This window comes from Citrobacter sp. R56, from assembly GCF_016811995.1.
Lineage (GTDB): Bacteria > Pseudomonadota > Gammaproteobacteria > Enterobacterales > Enterobacteriaceae > Citrobacter_D > Citrobacter_D enshiensis.
Window position 1 is genome coordinate 1,032,311 of sequence record NZ_CP069159.1, and the last position, 15,725, is coordinate 1,048,035.

Consider the following 15,725-nt stretch of genomic DNA (forward strand, 5'->3'; position numbering starts at 1 on the left):
CACCTCAAAATCACACAGCACAAATAAAAATTCGTTTAATAACAGCCGGTTAAAAACTGGCACGAATTATGAATACTTCGGCACATAATCTGTCATTGCTGGAGAATTTGATGAACCGTTTCATCATTGCTGACGCTACGAAATGCATTGGTTGCCGTACTTGTGAAGTGGCCTGTGTGGTATCCCATCAGGAAGATCAGGACTGCGCGTCGCTGACCCCTGAAACCTTTTTACCGCGCATCCACGTTATCAAAGGGGTGAATGTCTCCACGGCGACGCTGTGCCGTCAGTGCGAAGACGCACCGTGCGCGAATGTCTGCCCGAACGGTGCGATCAGCCGTGATAAAGGGTTTGTTCATGTCATGCAGGAGCGCTGCATTGGCTGTAAAACCTGCGTGGTGGCGTGCCCGTACGGCGCGATGGAAGTGGTTGTCCGTCCGGTGATCCGCAACAGCGGGGCGGGCCTGAACGTACGTGCAGAAAAAGCAGAAGCCAATAAATGTGACCTGTGCCATCACCGCGATGCGGGCCCGGCCTGTATGGAAGTGTGTCCGACTCACGCTTTGATCTGCGTGGATCGCAACAAGCTTGAGCAACTGAGCGCAGAAAAACGTCGCCGTGCGGCGCTGGATTCTACCGCATCGCTGCTCTTCTGATATCTGAAAATCCGCGTAAAATACGGTAGTACTTATGCCGGATGGCGATGCTCACGCATCTTATCCGGCCTACTGTTCGCATCCCCGTAGGCCTGATAAGCGAAGCGCCATCAGGCAAACCGGGATAGATGACTGCGGAAACGACTTAATGACACTAAACAATCACTCCGGCGTACAGCTGCGTATTCGCGGTAAAGTGCAGGGCGTCGGGTTTCGCCCCTTTGTCTGGCAACTGGCGCAACAACTGCAACTGCACGGCGATGTCTGTAATGACGGCGATGGCGTCGTCGTTCGCCTGCTGGAAGAGCCCACCACGTTTATCGCTGAACTGCATCAGCATTGTCCGCCGCTGGCGCGTATCGACAGCGTTGAGAGCGAGCCTTTTGCCTGGTCGCAACGGCCTGCTGACTTCACCATTCGCCAAAGCGCGGGGGGAACGATGAACACGCAGATCGTCCCGGATGCCGCCACGTGCCCTGCCTGTCTGACTGAAATGCGTACCCCTGGCGAGCGGCGCTACCGTTACCCCTTTATCAACTGCACCCACTGCGGTCCGCGCTTCACCATTATTCGCGCCATGCCGTACGACCGCCCGTTTACCGTGATGGCGTCATTTCCTTTGTGTCCGCAATGCGATAAGGAGTACCGCGACCCGTATGACCGCCGCTTCCACGCGCAGCCTGTCGCGTGTCCGGCGTGCGGGCCACATCTTGCGTGGCGCTCTGCCGATGTGCAGGCAGAAAAAGAAGAGGCGTTGCAGGCGGCGGTAGCGATGCTGAAAGCCGGGGGGATTGTTGCCATCAAAGGGATTGGTGGTTTTCACCTGGCCTGCGATGCGCGCAACAGCGATGCGGTAGCAACGCTGCGGGCGCGTAAGCACCGTCCGGCAAAACCGCTGGCGGTGATGCTGCCGACAGAAAAAGGTCTGCCGGAAGCGGCACACCGTCTGTTGACCACGCCCGCCGCCCCGATTGTGCTGGTGGATAAACAGTACGTTGATTCGCTCTACGACGGCATTGCGCCCGGGCTTGCGGAAGTCGGCGTGATGCTGCCCGCCAATCCGTTACAGCATTTGCTGTTGCAGGAGATGAACTGCCCGTTGGTGATGACCTCCGGCAATCTGAGTGGTAAACCTCCGGCCATTACCAACGCGCAGGCACTGGACGACTTGCAGGCGATTGCCGACGGCTTCCTGTTGCATAATCGCGACATCGTGCAACGGATGGATGATTCCGTGGTGCGTGATAGTGGCGAAATGCTTCGCCGTTCACGGGGTTATGTGCCGGACGCGCTGGCGTTGCCGCCGGGTTTTCGCGACGTGCCGCCGATGCTCTGCCTGGGGGCCGATCTCAAAAATACCTTCTGCCTGGTGCGTGGCGAGCAGGTTGTTATTAGCCAGCATCTGGGCGATCTCAGCGATGATGGTATTCAACACCAGTGGCGTGATGCGCTGCGCCTGATCCAGAGCATTTATGACTTTACGCCGCAACGCATTGTCTGCGATGCGCATCCGGGTTACGTCTCCAGTCAGTGGGCGAGTGAGATGAATCTGCCGACTGAGATTGTGTTGCACCATCATGCCCACGCGGCAGCGTGTCTCGCCGAGCACGGCTGGCCGCTGAATGGCGGCGATGTGATCGCCCTGACGCTGGACGGCATCGGGATGGGCGAAAACGGCGCGCTGTGGGGCGGGGAGTGTTTACGGGTTAATTATCGTGAATGTGAGCATCTTGGTGGACTGCCCGCCGTGGCGCTTGCCGGTGGCGATCTTGCCGCGAAGCAACCCTGGCGTAACCTGTTAGCGCAGTGTCTGCGTTTTGTGCCTGACTGGCAGCGTTATCCGGAAACCGCCGACGTGCAGCGACAGAACTGGAACGTGCTGGCGCGGGCGATTGAACGCGGGATTAATGCACCACTGGCCTCGTCATGTGGGCGTCTGTTTGATGCCGTTGCCGCCGCGTTAGGCTGTGCGCCAGCGTCGCTGAGTTATGAAGGGGAAGCTGCCTGTATGCTGGAAGCACTGGCTTCACAGTGTCAGAGCATTGAACATTCGGTGACGATGCCATTGATCGGAAATCAACTGGATTTGGCGACCTTTTGGCAACAGTGGCTGAACTGGCAGGCAACGCCCGCCGAACGGGCATGGGCTTTCCATGATGTGCTGGCGCGTGGGTTTGCCGCCATGATGCGTGAACAGGCCGCCTCGCGCGGGATCACGACGCTGGTATTCAGCGGTGGGGTGATGCATAACCGCCTGCTGGCGTCGCGTCTGGCCTTTTATCTTGCTGATTTTACGCTGTTGTTCCCGCAGCAATTACCGGCGGGCGATGGCGGACTTTCGCTGGGGCAGGGAGTGATTGCTGCGGCGCGCGGGTTGGCGCAAAAGTAAAAAAAGCCCCGGGACTGGCGGGGCAAAGCAACAGGTAATACGCACTTCCGTGTGCAAGAGGTTACTCAATCAAGGCGTGGCAGTATTGCCGGATGGCGACGCGTAGCGTCTTATCCGGCCTACAAAGCGCCACATGCCGTAGGCCGGATAAGGCACAGCCGCCATCCGGCACCACGTCACTTACGCTGGCAGCGTTTTCAACAGGGCGAAAGCCTCCTTCATTCTGTCTTCACTGACCACGAAGGCGCATAACTGGCCTTCGTCGTTCATCCCTTTGGCAACCATTCCGTCAGCTTCTGCCACGATGTGCCAGTGCAGATCCTGACGTTGGGTTTCCCCGGCCAGATGTAACGGCAATTCCGGCGTTTTGATTTTTACGAGCATCGCGGGCAGTTTCAGCGCAACGTTGCCGCCGAGCAGGTTTTTCGCCAGGTACATTGCGCTGAGCTGAATCGGCTGCAGGAAAGGCAGTACCTGACCATTGATTTCCGCACAGTCACCGAGGGCATAAATATCCGGATGATTGGTTTGCAGGTAGCTGTCCACGCAAATGCCGCGATTGAGAGTGACACCGGCGCGACGCGCCAGCGCCGTTTCCGGACGCAAACCGGTGGCGGCGATCACCACGTCGACCTCGACACTGCGTTGGCGATCGAACGTTGCACGGATCCCGGACGCCGTTTTCTCCAGCCCCTGAAGCTGTGATTTCAGCAACAGATGTACGCCCATCTCGGTCAGGCGATGCTGTAAGCGACTGCTCACTTCTGGCGGCATGAGTGAAGCCAGAATGCTGGCGGCATTATCAATTAACGTCACCGCTTTACCCGCCCGGCAGAAATCCATCGCCAGCTCGCTGCCGATCAGTCCGCCGCCGACAATCAACACCCGGTGCGCGTCGCGCAGTTGCGTTTCACACGCGCGGTACTCCTGCTGACTGTTCAGAGTGAGCATTAACTCACGCCCGGCAACGGGCGGGACAAAGGCTGAAGCGCCAGTCGCCAGTACCAGCTTGTCGTACGCCCACTGCATACCCTGACTTTTCACCACGTGGGCATCGGCATCAATGTCGGTGACCCAGGTGTGCGGGAACAGGCGTAAAGTAAACTGTTCGGCAAACTCCCCCGCCGACTGGCGGGTGAGGTCGTCAGCGCGCTGCGCCTGGCTGATAACGTGGCTAAGATCGGGCTTGTTATATTCATCAATACTGTCAGCCGCAATCAGGGTTAACGGGATATCAGCATCCTGTTTACGGATGTTTTTGACTAACTGGCGGGCGGCGAAGCCCGAGCCAATAATGACAATTCCGTGGCTCATTTTGCCTCCGTTGCCAGTACGTCGAAGACCTCTTTACCCAATGAACATTCCGGGCAGAGGAAGTTGTCCGGAACGTCGCTCCACGGTGTTCCCGGAGCGACATCCTGCAGGGGTTCGCCTTTGGCGGGATCGTAAATCCACTGGCATACGCTGCATTGCATGCTGGGGCCGAGGTCGGCTGCCGCTGCGGCGGCACAGGCGCAGGCTTCTTCTTTGGCGGTCGCTGTGGCGCTGGTTTCCGGCAGCGGAGCGAGCGCCCACTGACGTGCAATCTCGCGACCGTGCTGACGGCACAGTTCCAGCGCATCCAGATCCGGACGCCATTTGGCTTTCAGGCTCAGCGACATCTCGAAACCGGCATCCTGTAAGCGGGTAGAGAGACGGTCAACCGCGCCACCGCTCCAGCCGTGAGATCCAAAGGCGCTGGCGCGTTTGTTGCGAAAACGCAGACCGGTCATCTCTTCGACCAGACCGGCGATTTTCGGCATCATCACGTTGTTCATCGTGGAGGTTCCAACCAGCACGCCCTTGGAGCGGAAGACGTTGGTCAGAATTTCATTTTTATCGCTGCGGGCGACGTTAAATATTTTCACCGCCACGTTCGGGTCCACTTCGTTAATGCCCTGAGCAATGGCATCCGCCATCATGCGGGTATTGTTCGACATGGTGTCGTAGAAAAGGGTGATGCGGTCTTCCTGATAATCCGCCGCCCATTTCAAATACATCTCAACGATCTGTGTTGGGTTGTCGCGCCAGACCACGCCGTGGGAGGTGGCAATCATCTCTACCGGCAGATTAAAACCGAGGATTTCGGTGATTTTCGGCGTCACCAGGCGGCTGAACGGGGTCAGTATGTTGGCGTAATAGCGCTGGCACTGTTCGAACAATTCGGTCTGATCCACTTCGTCATTAAACAGACGTTCATCGCAGTAGTGCTGACCAAAGGCGTCGTTACTGAACAGAACCGCATCGCCGGTCATATAGGTCATCATGCTGTCCGGCCAGTGCAACATCGGGGTTTCAACGAAGATCAGTTGTTTGCCGTTGCCGATATCCAGTGAATCGCCGGTTTTCACCACGTTGAAATTCCACTCCGGATGGTGGTGATGGCCGGTGATAGAATCAATGGCATTCGCGGTGCAGTAGATTGGCGTATCCGGGATCTGCATCATCAGTTCGGTCAGCGCGCCGGCGTGGTCCTCTTCTGCGTGGTTGATGATGATGTAATCAATGTCTGCGAGGTCAATTTCACTGCGCAGGTTTTGCACGAATTCACGGCTGAACTTATGGTCGACGGTGTCGATCAGCACATTTTTTTCTTCACGGATGAGATAGCTGTTGTAGCTGCTGCCGCGCAGCGTTTTATATTCAGTCCCGTGAAAATCACGGACTTCCCAGTCACGTTGGCCAACCCAATGAATGTTATTTTTAACCAGAATAGACATAGCAACCTCAATGAATTCAGTGTTTTCCCAAAAAGATGTCTTTCTGATTGCAGGTTGCATGCCAACTTTTTAATATTTTGATTTTAAACAGTTTTTAAAATTATACTCCTAAATTGGTAGTCAAAATGACTATTCATTAAATGGTCACTATGACAATATGAATGGTCAAAATGACAATGAGGGCGTTATGCGTTTTTCCGTTGATGTACTGGCGAGTATCGCCATTGAATTGCAACGCGATATCGGTCATCAGGACCGGTTTCAGCGCCTGATAACAACGTTGCGGCAGGTGCTGGAATGTGATGCTTCCGCGCTGTTGCGCTACGAGGCGCGCCAGTTTATTCCGCTGGCGATTGATGGTCTGGCCCGCGATGTGCTCGGCAGACGCTTTACGCTGGAAGGGCATCCGCGTCTGGAGGCCATCGCCCGCGCCGGGGACGTGGTGCGCTTCCCGGCCGACAGCGATTTACCCGACCCCTATGACGGATTGATTCCAGGACAAGAGAGCCTGAAGGTACACGCCTGCATTGGCCTGCCGCTGTTCGCCGGACAGAACCTGATTGGCGCGCTGACGCTCGACGGCATGGCGCCAGACCAGTTTGATGTTTTCAGTGATGAAGAACTGCGTCTGATTGCCGCGCTGGCGTCCGGGGCGCTGAGTAACGCGCTGCTGATTGAACAACTGGAAAGCCAGAATATGTCGCCGGGTTCATCCTCCGCGTTTGAGTCGGTGAAAGAGACGCAGATGATTGGCCTTTCGCCCACCATGATGCAGTTAAAAAAAGAGATCGAGATTGTGGCGGGCTCTGACCTTAACGTGCTGATCAGCGGTGAGACGGGGACCGGTAAAGAGTTGGTGGCAAAAGCCATCCATGAAGGCTCGCCGCGTGCGGTGAATCCATTGGTCTATCTCAACTGCGCCGCGCTGCCGGAAAGCGTGGCGGAGAGTGAACTGTTTGGTCATGTCAAAGGGGCGTTTACCGGGGCCATCAGCAACCGCAGCGGTAAGTTCGAAATGGCCGATAACGGCACCCTGTTTCTGGACGAGATTGGTGAACTGTCATTAGCGCTGCAGGCCAAGTTGCTGCGCGTATTACAGTACGGCGATATTCAGCGTGTTGGCGACGATCGTAGTCTGCGCGTTGATGTACGCGTACTGGCGGCGACCAACCGTGATCTGCGCGAAGAAGTCCTGGCCGGGCGTTTCAGGGCCGACCTGTTTCACCGCTTGAGCGTCTTCCCGCTTTCCGTACCGCCTCTGCGCGAGCGCGGTGAGGATGTGGTGTTGCTGGCGGGCTATTTTTGCGAGCAGTGTCGGCTGCGGTTGGGGCTTTCACGCGTGGTGTTGAGTCCTGCCGCGCGCAGTCACCTGTTGCACTATGGCTGGCCAGGGAACGTGCGCGAACTGGAACATGCGATCCATCGTGCCGTGGTGCTGGCGAGGGCAACGAAGGCTGGGGATGAAGTGCTGCTGGAAGCCACGCATTTTGCGTTGCAGGACGCGTCGGCTGTACCGCCGCCGGAACCGACGACAGAATTGCCGCTCAATCACAATCTGCGTGACGCGACGGAGCGTTTTCAGCGGGAGATGATCCGCCGGGCGCTGGCGCAAAATAATCATAACTGGGCGGCCAGCGCGCGGGCGCTTGAAACAGACGTCGCCAACCTGCACCGACTGGCGAAGCGTCTGGGACTCAAAGATTAGAGAATGCCTGCCTGATAAAAATCCTGCAGGTTAATGGCGCCGGTGAGTTTGCCGTTTTCATCCACCACCGGGGCGGCGGTAATTTTGCGCTTCATCAGGATCTCTTTGGCGTCAATGGCGCGGCTTTGTGCCTGTAGCGTGACGCCATTGTGGGTCATCGCGTCACTGACCGGCGTGGTGAGCGCACCGCCGCCCACTAACCAGCGACGCAGGTCGCCGTCGGTAAATACGCCTTTCACATAGGCTTCATCGTCACAGACGGCGACCAGACCCAGCCCGGTTCGACTCAATTCCAGCATCGCGTCCATTACGCTTGTGGCAAGCTGAACCTGAGGCACCGCATCGTCACGACGCATCAGATGATGCACGTTATTCAGCAAACGTGCGCCCAGTGCGCCAGCCGGGTGAGAGCGGGCGAAGTCTTCCTCGTTAAAACCGCGCGCCTGCATTACTGCCATCGCCAGCGCATCGCCCATCATCAGGGTGTTTACCGTGCTGGAGGTTGGTGCCAGATGCATTGGGCAGGCTTCACGTTCGACGGAGATATCCAGCACGGCTTTCGCCGCCAGACCCAGCGGGGATGTGGGTTTCCCGGTCATCGCCAGCAGGGCGACCGATTTGTCTTCGAGGCGCGGAATGATGAGATCCAGCTCTTTCGCGCCGCCGGAATAGGAGATAAACAGCATAACGTCACGACTTTCGATCATCCCCAGATCGCCGTGCAGCGCTTCCGCCGGGTGAACGAAAAAAGCCGGAGTCCCGGTGCTGGCGAGGGTTGCCGCGATTTTTTTGCCAATATGACCGGACTTGCCGATACCGGAGACAATCACCTTGCCTTCGCAGTGGATAATGGTATTCGCGGCGCGGACAAAATCATCGCCCAGACGCTCCGGCAGACGGCTCGCTTCCTGTAGCTCCAGCATTAATGTCTGACGACCCGCGTTCAGTAGTGCATCACTCATTGGTTTCTCCGGTTATGATCACTTCAATCCCTTTTGCCGATGATCAGGGACAACAAAACTGCCGCTGTTCCCGCTTATTCACGCAATAGCAGTACGCGATGATAGTGCATTCAGGCGCCGTGAATCATAGGAAAAGATCATGTTGAAGAGGAATTCATCACTGGCGTGATAAACGGAATCGCGATTTTTGCTGCTAAAAATAGGTAGCGATAGCGACTACCGCTTCCTTGTGCGGCGGAGGATGCTTTACCATACTTCACTCTGGCTGAATTTGTTTAATGGATGGCTCATGTTCAAGCGTCGTTATGTAGCATTACTTCCCCTTTGTGTGTTGTTGGCTGCCTGTAGCAGCAAACCGAAACCTTCAGAGACTCAAACGACAACGGGGACGCCGTCCGGCGGTTTCCTGCTTGAGCCCCAACACAATGTGATGCAGATGGGCGGTGATTTCGCCAATAACCCCAATGCGCAGCAGTTCATCGACAAAATGGTGAGCAAACACGGCTTCGACCGCCAACAGTTGCAGGAGATCCTGTCACAGGCCAAACGTCTGGATTACGTGCTGCGTCTGATGGACAGACAAGCCCCGACGGCTCAAGCGCCTACCGGACCTAACGGCGCATGGCTGCGCTATCGCAAGCAGTTCATCACCCCGGATAATGTGCAAAATGGCGTGGTGTTCTGGAATCAGTACGAAGATGCGCTGAATCGCGCATGGCAGGTTTATGGCGTACCGCCGGAAATCATCGTCGGGATTATCGGGGTTGAAACGCGCTGGGGGCGTGTGATGGGCAAAACGCGCATTCTGGATGCGCTGGCGACGCTGTCGTTCAACTACCCACGCCGGGCGGAGTACTTCTCCAGCGAGCTGGAAACCTTCTTACTGATGGCGCGTAACGAACAGGATGATCCGCTGAACCTGAAAGGTTCCTTTGCGGGCGCGATGGGTTACGGACAGTTTATGCCGTCCTCCTACAAAGAGTATGCGGTCGACTTCAACGGCGACGGTCATATCAACCTGTGGGATCCGGTTGATGCCATCGGTAGCGTTGCAAACTACTTTAAAGGACACGGTTGGGAGAAAGGCGATACGGTGGCGGTGATGGCTAACGGCCAGGCGCCAGGCCTTGCGAATGGCTTTAAAACCCAGTACAGCATCTCCCAACTTGCTGCTGCCGGGTTAACGCCGCAGCAGTCGCTGGGTAATCATCAAAAGGCCAGCTTGTTGCGTCTTGATATCGGTACCGGCTACCAGTACTGGTACGGTTTACCGAACTTCTATGCCATTACCCGCTACAACCATAGCACCCATTACGCTATGGCGGTCTGGCAACTTGGTCAGGCCGTCGCGCTGGCACGCGTGCAGTAATACTCTTTTGCCGGATGGCGGTTTTGCCTTATCCGGCCTACGGGGCTGAGTTCCTTTGTAGGTCGGATAAGATGCCTGAGCATCGTCATCCGGCGCTATTTTTAACGCGGTTAATCTATTTCCTGAATCCTCCTCGTAAAATCGTCACCTCATCCCCATCTCATTGAGGGAAGTGGTATCTTGTCGAGCATATTTTTTAACTGACAGAGGTCGGAATGACTGACAGTGAACTGATGCAGTTAAGTGAACGGGTGGGGCAGGCGTTAAAAGCACGCGGCGCCACGGTAACGACAGCGGAATCCTGTACGGGCGGCTGGGTGGCAAAAGCCATTACCGATATTGCCGGGAGTTCCGCCTGGTTTGAACGCGGGTTTGTTACCTACAGCAATGAAGCAAAAGCGCAGATGATCGGCGTTCGCGAAGAGACGTTGGCCCAGCATGGCGCGGTCAGTGAACCCGTGGTGGTGGAAATGGCGATTGGCGCGCTGAAAGCCGCCAGAGCGCACTTCGCAATCTCGATAAGCGGAATTGCCGGGCCCGACGGCGGTAGCGAAGAAAAACCCGTTGGTACGGTCTGGTTTGCCTTTGCCAGCGCCAGTGGCGAAGGGATTACACGTCGGGAATGTTTCAGCGGCGACCGCGAGGCAGTGCGTCGTCAGGCGACGACTTACGCGCTGCAAACCCTCTGGCAACAATTTCTACAAAACACTTGATACTGTATGACCATACAGTATAATTGCGTCAACAGAACAGAATTCATTATCCGGTTTCATCCGGCATGACAGGAGTAATAATGGCTATCGACGAAAACAAACAGAAAGCGTTGGCGGCAGCACTGGGCCAGATCGAAAAGCAATTCGGTAAAGGCTCCATCATGCGCCTGGGTGAAGACCGTTCCATGGATGTGGAAACTATCTCCACCGGTTCGCTTTCACTGGATATCGCGCTGGGTGCTGGCGGTCTGCCGATGGGGCGTATCGTCGAAATTTACGGACCGGAATCTTCCGGTAAGACAACCCTGACGCTGCAGGTTATTGCCGCCGCGCAGCGTGAAGGTAAAACCTGTGCGTTTATCGATGCAGAACACGCACTGGACCCGGTTTATGCCCGTAAGCTGGGCGTCGACATTGACAACCTGCTGTGTTCTCAGCCGGATACCGGTGAGCAGGCGCTGGAAATCTGTGACGCGCTGGCGCGTTCGGGCGCGGTTGACGTTATCGTGGTCGACTCCGTTGCGGCGTTGACGCCGAAAGCGGAAATCGAAGGCGAAATCGGCGACTCTCACATGGGCCTTGCGGCACGTATGATGAGCCAGGCGATGCGTAAGCTGGCAGGTAACCTGAAACAGTCCAACACGCTGCTGATCTTCATCAACCAGATCCGTATGAAAATTGGCGTGATGTTCGGTAACCCGGAAACCACCACTGGTGGTAATGCGCTGAAATTCTACGCTTCTGTTCGTCTGGACATCCGTCGTATTGGCGCGGTGAAAGAGGGCGACAACGTGGTCGGTAGCGAGACCCGCGTGAAAGTCGTAAAGAACAAAATTGCAGCACCGTTTAAACAGGCTGAGTTCCAGATCCTCTACGGTGAAGGTATCAACTTCTATGGCGAACTGGTTGACCTGGGCGTGAAAGAGAAGCTGATCGAGAAAGCTGGCGCCTGGTACAGCTATAACGGCGAGAAGATCGGTCAGGGCAAAGCGAATGCGACGAACTGGCTGAAAGAGAATCCGGCGACGGCGAAAGAAATCGAGAAGAAAGTACGCGAACTGCTGCTAAACAACCAGGATTCAACGCCAGATTTCTCCGTTGATGATGGCGCAAACGTTGCGGAAACCAACGAAGATTTTTAATCGTTAACCGTGCCTGATGGTGACGCTCTGGCGTTTTATCCGGCTTATAATCAGAGGGCTGCATTTATGCGGCCCTTTTTGCATTTTATTTTTCGAAGGTTGTTATGAGCGAATCTACACCGCGCCGACCCGCTTATTCCCGTCTGTTAGACCGTGCAGTTCGTATTCTGGCGGTACGTGACCACAGTGAACAAGAGTTGCGCCGTAAGCTCTCAGCACCGGTGATGGGTAAAAATGGGCCGGAAGAAATAGACGCGACCGCAGAGGACTATGAACGGGTTATCGCCTGGTGCTATGAACACCAATATCTTGATGACAATCGGTTTGTCGTTCGCTTTATCGCCAGCCGTAGCCGCAAAGGTTATGGTCCGGCACGGATACGCCAGGAACTGAATCAGAAAGGTATCGCGCGTGAAGCAACGGAAAAGGCCATGCGTGAATGCGAGATTGACTGGTGTGAGCGCGCACGTGACCAGGCCTTTCGAAAATACGGCGATCCACTGCCGACAGACTTTTCAGAAAAGGTAAAGGTTCAGCGTTTCTTGCTCTATCGTGGCTACCTGATGGAAGATATTCAGGATATATGGCGAAATTTTGATGATTGAGCACATACGGGATTTTACTTCCCCGTAAAGAAAACTTATCTTATTCCCACTTTTTTCCGTTCGGGCGAGGGTTGTTTTAGGATGACCGCCGTCTGCGACGAATATTCCTTAAATACACAAAATCATTCAAGTCGCATCAAGGCGGCAAGTGAGTGAATCCTCAGGGCTTACTGGAGTAAGTGACTGGGGTGAACAAGCGCAGCCACCGCAGAGGCGGTTTGAAGGATGAAGTGTAGATTGATTTCAGGATAATTATGAGCAAGAGCACCGCTGAGATCCGTCAGGCGTTTCTCGACTTTTTCCATAGTAAGGGACATCAGGTAGTTGCCAGCAGCTCCCTGGTTCCAAACAATGACCCAACTTTGTTGTTTACCAACGCCGGGATGAACCAGTTCAAGGATGTTTTCCTTGGGCTCGACAAGCGTAATTATTCCCGCGCAACAACCTCACAGCGTTGCGTACGTGCGGGTGGTAAACACAACGATCTGGAAAACGTCGGTTACACTGCACGTCACCATACTTTCTTCGAAATGCTGGGTAACTTCAGCTTCGGCGACTACTTCAAACACGACGCGATCCAATATGCGTGGGAGCTTCTGACCGGTGAAAACTGGTTTGCCCTGCCAAAAGATCGCCTGTGGGTGACCGTCTACGAAACCGACGATGAAGCCTTTGAAATCTGGGAAAAAGAAGTCGGCATTCCGCGCGAACGTATCATCCGCATTGGTGATAACAAAGGTGGAGCGTATGCGTCTGACAACTTCTGGCAGATGGGCGACACCGGTCCTTGCGGCCCGTGCACCGAGATTTTCTATGACCACGGCGACCATATCTGGGGCGGCCCTCCGGGAAGCGCAGAAGAAGATGGCGACCGCTACATTGAGATCTGGAACATCGTCTTCATGCAGTTCAACCGTCAGGCTGACGGCACCATGGAACCGCTGCCGAAGCCTTCTGTGGACACCGGTATGGGGCTGGAACGTATTGCGGCTGTGCTGCAACACGTTAACTCCAACTATGAAATTGACCTGTTCAGCACGCTGATTAAGGCGGTTGCGAAGGTTACCGGCGCGACAGACCTCAACAACAAGTCGCTGCGCGTTATCGCTGACCACATCCGCTCCTGCGCATTCCTGATTGCCGATGGTGTTGTCCCGTCGAACGAAAACCGTGGCTATGTGCTGCGTCGCATCATTCGTCGTGCGGTTCGTCACGGCAACATGCTGGGCGCGAAAGAGACATTCTTCTACAAGCTGGTTGGTCCGCTGGTTGAGGTGATGGGTTCTGCCGGTGAAGAGCTGAAGCGTCAGCAGGCTCAGGTTGAACAAGTTCTGAAAACCGAAGAAGAGCAGTTTGCCCGTACGCTGGAGCGTGGTCTGGCGCTGCTGGATGACGAACTGGCGAAGCTGACTGGCGATACGCTGGACGGCGAAACGGCTTTCCGTCTGTATGACACCTACGGTTTCCCGGTTGACCTGACGGCGGACGTTTGCCGTGAGCGCAACATCAAAGTTGATGAAGCAGGCTTTGAAGCCGCCATGGAAGAACAGCGCCGTCGCGCGCGTGAGGCCAGCGGTTTTGGCGCGGACTACAATGCGATGATTCGCGTTGATGGCGCGTCAGAGTTTAAAGGCTATGACCATCTGGAACTGAACGGCAAGGTCACCGCGCTGTTCGTTGATGGTAAAGCGGTAGATGTGATTAATGCAGGGCAGGAAGCGGTTGTCGTGCTGGATCAGACGCCGTTCTACGCTGAATCCGGCGGTCAGGTTGGCGATAAAGGCGAACTGAAAGGCGCAGGCTTCGCATTTGCGGTGAGCGACACGCAGAAATACGGCCAGGCAATTGGTCATGTCGGTAAGCTCTCTGCAGGTTCTCTGAAAGTGGGCGACGCCGTGCAGGCCGATGTGGATGATGTGCGCCGCGCGCGTATTCGTCTGAACCACTCCGCAACGCACCTGATGCATGCGGCATTACGTCAGATTCTGGGCACGCATGTGGCGCAGAAAGGTTCTCTGGTTAACGATAAAGTTCTGCGTTTCGACTTCTCCCATAATGAGGCCATGAAACCGTCAGAAATCCGTGCCGTGGAAGACCTGGTGAACGTGCAGATCCGTCGCAACCTGCCGGTTGAAACCGATGTCATGGATCTGGACGCAGCAAAAGCGAAAGGGGCAATGGCGCTGTTTGGCGAGAAGTATGACGACCGCGTTCGCGTACTGAGCATGGGCGATTTCTCCACCGAGCTGTGCGGCGGTACGCACGCCAGCCGTACCGGGGATATTGGCCTGTTCCGCATTGTTTCCGAGTCCGGTACTGCGGCAGGTGTTCGCCGTATTGAAGCGGTCACCGGTGAAGGTGCAATAGCGACTCTGCATGCGGAAAGCGATCGCTTAAACGATATTGCACAGCTGCTGAAAGGCGATAGTCAGAATCTGGGTGACAAGGTTCGTTCTGTACTGGAACGTACGCGTCAGCTTGAAAAAGAGTTACAGCAGTTGAAGGAACAGGCTGCGGCGCAGGAGAGTGCGAATCTTTCCAGCAATGCTGTCGATATCAACGGCGTGAAGCTGCTGGTCAGTGAGCTGGCGGGTGTTGAACCGAAAATGCTGCGTACCATGGTTGATGATCTGAAAAATCAACTGGGGTCGACGGTTATCGTTTTAGCAACGGTAGATGAAGGTAAGGTTTCTCTGATTGCGGGCGTGTCTAAGGATGTGACCGACCGTGTGAAAGCCGGAGAACTGGTAGGTATGGTCGCTCAGCAGGTGGGCGGTAAAGGCGGTGGTCGTCCGGACATGGCGCAAGCCGGTGGTACGGATGCTGCGGCTCTGCCTGCAGCGTTAGCCAGTGTGAAAGGCTGGGTCAGCGCAAAACTGTAATAACTATAAGCGTTAGCGAGCGCCGTAGATCTGGGTTTACGGCGTTTGCATCAACGCTATCGACAACGATAAAGTCAGGTTGAAGTTGTGTATATCGGCTAAACTTAGGTTTAACAGAATGTGATGCCGTGACTGCTTACACTAAGGTGTTTGTCATCGCTTACTTTTTGGCGTTATATGATGGATAATGCCGGGATACAGAGAGACCCGACTCTTTTAATCTTTCAAGGAGCAAAGAATGCTGATTCTGACTCGTCGAGTTGGTGAGACCCTCATGATTGGAGATGAGGTCACCGTGACAGTTTTAGGGGTGAAGGGCAACCAGGTACGCATTGGCGTAAACGCCCCGAAAGAAGTCTCTGTCCATCGTGAAGAGATCTACCAGCGTATCCAGGCTGAAAAATCCCAGCAGTCCAGTTATTAAGGTTTCCGCGTCTCATCTCGTTCGGTGAGGCGCAACCTGATTCCCGCTCTAAACCCTCTTTTTTATCCCATCAGCTCCATTTTCTTATTCTGCCTCTGTGTTTGTTGACCGACTTTTCC

Annotated in this window: 12 protein-coding genes; 9 read left to right on the forward strand and 3 right to left on the reverse strand. The window is 55.3% G+C overall.

The genetic code is table 11. The features are described from left to right. The first annotated feature begins 110 nt into the window (after positions 1-110). Both hydN and hypF read left to right on the forward strand, forming a co-directional pair. Positions 111-656 carry an electron transport protein HydN gene (gene hydN, locus JM656_RS04875; RefSeq protein WP_192613214.1) on the forward strand — a complete coding sequence of 182 codons (546 nt, stop codon included), beginning with the start codon at positions 111-113 and terminating at the stop codon, positions 654-656. 148 nt (positions 657-804) lie between these two features. Then, positions 805-3,045 (forward strand): carbamoyltransferase HypF, encoded by a 2,241-nt coding sequence (gene hypF / locus JM656_RS04880; RefSeq protein ID WP_203360250.1) that lies wholly within the window; start codon positions 805-807, stop codon positions 3,043-3,045. Between the two features lie 180 nt (positions 3,046-3,225). On the opposite strand, the gene norW is transcribed toward hypF, so the two are convergent. Beyond that, positions 3,226-4,359, reverse strand: a complete 1,134-nt coding sequence (gene norW / locus JM656_RS04885; RefSeq protein ID WP_203360251.1) for an NADH:flavorubredoxin reductase NorW — start codon at positions 4,357-4,359, stop codon at positions 3,226-3,228. Beyond that, complete coding sequence (norV, locus tag JM656_RS04890; RefSeq protein ID WP_203360252.1) at positions 4,356-5,804, reverse strand: anaerobic nitric oxide reductase flavorubredoxin; 1,449 nt, start codon at positions 5,802-5,804, stop codon at positions 4,356-4,358. Before norV ends, norW begins: the two co-directional genes overlap by 4 nt. 187 nt (positions 5,805-5,991) lie before the next feature. Between norV and norR the strand changes: the two genes are divergently transcribed. Further along, the gene (gene norR, locus JM656_RS04895; RefSeq protein ID WP_203360253.1) at positions 5,992-7,509 is read left to right on the forward strand and encodes a nitric oxide reductase transcriptional regulator NorR; all 1,518 of its coding nucleotides are present in this window, start codon (positions 5,992-5,994) and stop codon (positions 7,507-7,509) included. Here norR and gutQ read toward each other — a convergent pair. After that, positions 7,506-8,471 (reverse strand): arabinose-5-phosphate isomerase GutQ, encoded by a 966-nt coding sequence (gene gutQ / locus JM656_RS04900; RefSeq protein WP_203360254.1) that lies wholly within the window; start codon positions 8,469-8,471, stop codon positions 7,506-7,508. The genes norR and gutQ overlap by 4 nt on opposite strands. A 289-nt stretch (positions 8,472-8,760) precedes the next feature. On the opposite strand from gutQ, the gene mltB reads away from it, so the two are divergent. The 6 genes from mltB (at position 8,761) to csrA (ending at position 15,606) form a co-directional block, all read left to right on the forward strand. Next, the gene (gene mltB, locus JM656_RS04905; RefSeq protein ID WP_203360255.1) at positions 8,761-9,840 is read left to right on the forward strand and encodes a lytic murein transglycosylase B; all 1,080 of its coding nucleotides are present in this window, start codon (positions 8,761-8,763) and stop codon (positions 9,838-9,840) included. 215 nt (positions 9,841-10,055) lie between these two features. Further along, entirely contained in the window at positions 10,056-10,553 is a 498-nt protein-coding gene (gene pncC, locus JM656_RS04910) for a nicotinamide-nucleotide amidase (protein WP_203360256.1), read from the forward strand. 80 nt (positions 10,554-10,633) lie between these two features. Beyond that, a complete protein-coding gene (gene recA, locus JM656_RS04915) occupies positions 10,634-11,695 on the forward strand; it encodes a recombinase RecA (protein ID WP_203360257.1) in 1,062 nt (353 codons plus the stop codon). A gap of 104 nt (positions 11,696-11,799) precedes the next feature. Continuing rightward, on the forward strand, positions 11,800-12,300 hold the full coding sequence (recX, locus tag JM656_RS04920; protein WP_203360258.1) for a recombination regulator RecX: 501 nt from the start codon (positions 11,800-11,802) through the stop codon (positions 12,298-12,300). Positions 12,301-12,554: 254 nt separating this feature from the next. After that, positions 12,555-15,182 carry an alanine--tRNA ligase gene (gene alaS, locus JM656_RS04925; protein ID WP_203360259.1) on the forward strand — a complete coding sequence of 876 codons (2,628 nt, stop codon included), beginning with the start codon at positions 12,555-12,557 and terminating at the stop codon, positions 15,180-15,182. Between the two features lie 238 nt (positions 15,183-15,420). Then, a complete protein-coding gene (gene csrA / locus JM656_RS04930) occupies positions 15,421-15,606 on the forward strand; it encodes a carbon storage regulator CsrA (RefSeq protein ID WP_000906486.1) in 186 nt (61 codons plus the stop codon). Positions 15,607-15,725 lie beyond the last annotated feature (119 nt).

Excerpts from the sequence above, each read along its gene's own strand:
- alaS (WP_203360259.1), top strand. The coding sequence starts at position 12,555 with ATGAGCAAGAGCACCGCTGAGATCCGTCAGGCGTTTCTCGACTTTTTC.
- gutQ (WP_203360254.1), bottom strand. The coding sequence starts at position 8,471 with ATGAGTGATGCACTACTGAACGCGGGTCGTCAGACATTAATGCTGGAG.
- hydN (WP_192613214.1), top strand. The coding sequence starts at position 111 with ATGAACCGTTTCATCATTGCTGACGCTACGAAATGCATTGGTTGCCGT.
- norR (WP_203360253.1), top strand. The coding sequence starts at position 5,992 with ATGCGTTTTTCCGTTGATGTACTGGCGAGTATCGCCATTGAATTGCAA.
- recA (WP_203360257.1), top strand. The coding sequence starts at position 10,634 with ATGGCTATCGACGAAAACAAACAGAAAGCGTTGGCGGCAGCACTGGGC.
- csrA (WP_000906486.1), top strand. The coding sequence starts at position 15,421 with ATGCTGATTCTGACTCGTCGAGTTGGTGAGACCCTCATGATTGGAGAT.
- hypF (WP_203360250.1), top strand. The coding sequence starts at position 805 with ATGACACTAAACAATCACTCCGGCGTACAGCTGCGTATTCGCGGTAAA.
- norV (WP_203360252.1), bottom strand. The coding sequence starts at position 5,804 with ATGTCTATTCTGGTTAAAAATAACATTCATTGGGTTGGCCAACGTGAC.
- recX (WP_203360258.1), top strand. The coding sequence starts at position 11,800 with ATGAGCGAATCTACACCGCGCCGACCCGCTTATTCCCGTCTGTTAGAC.
- mltB (WP_203360255.1), top strand. The coding sequence starts at position 8,761 with ATGTTCAAGCGTCGTTATGTAGCATTACTTCCCCTTTGTGTGTTGTTG.
- pncC (WP_203360256.1), top strand. The coding sequence starts at position 10,056 with ATGACTGACAGTGAACTGATGCAGTTAAGTGAACGGGTGGGGCAGGCG.
- norW (WP_203360251.1), bottom strand. The coding sequence starts at position 4,359 with ATGAGCCACGGAATTGTCATTATTGGCTCGGGCTTCGCCGCCCGCCAG.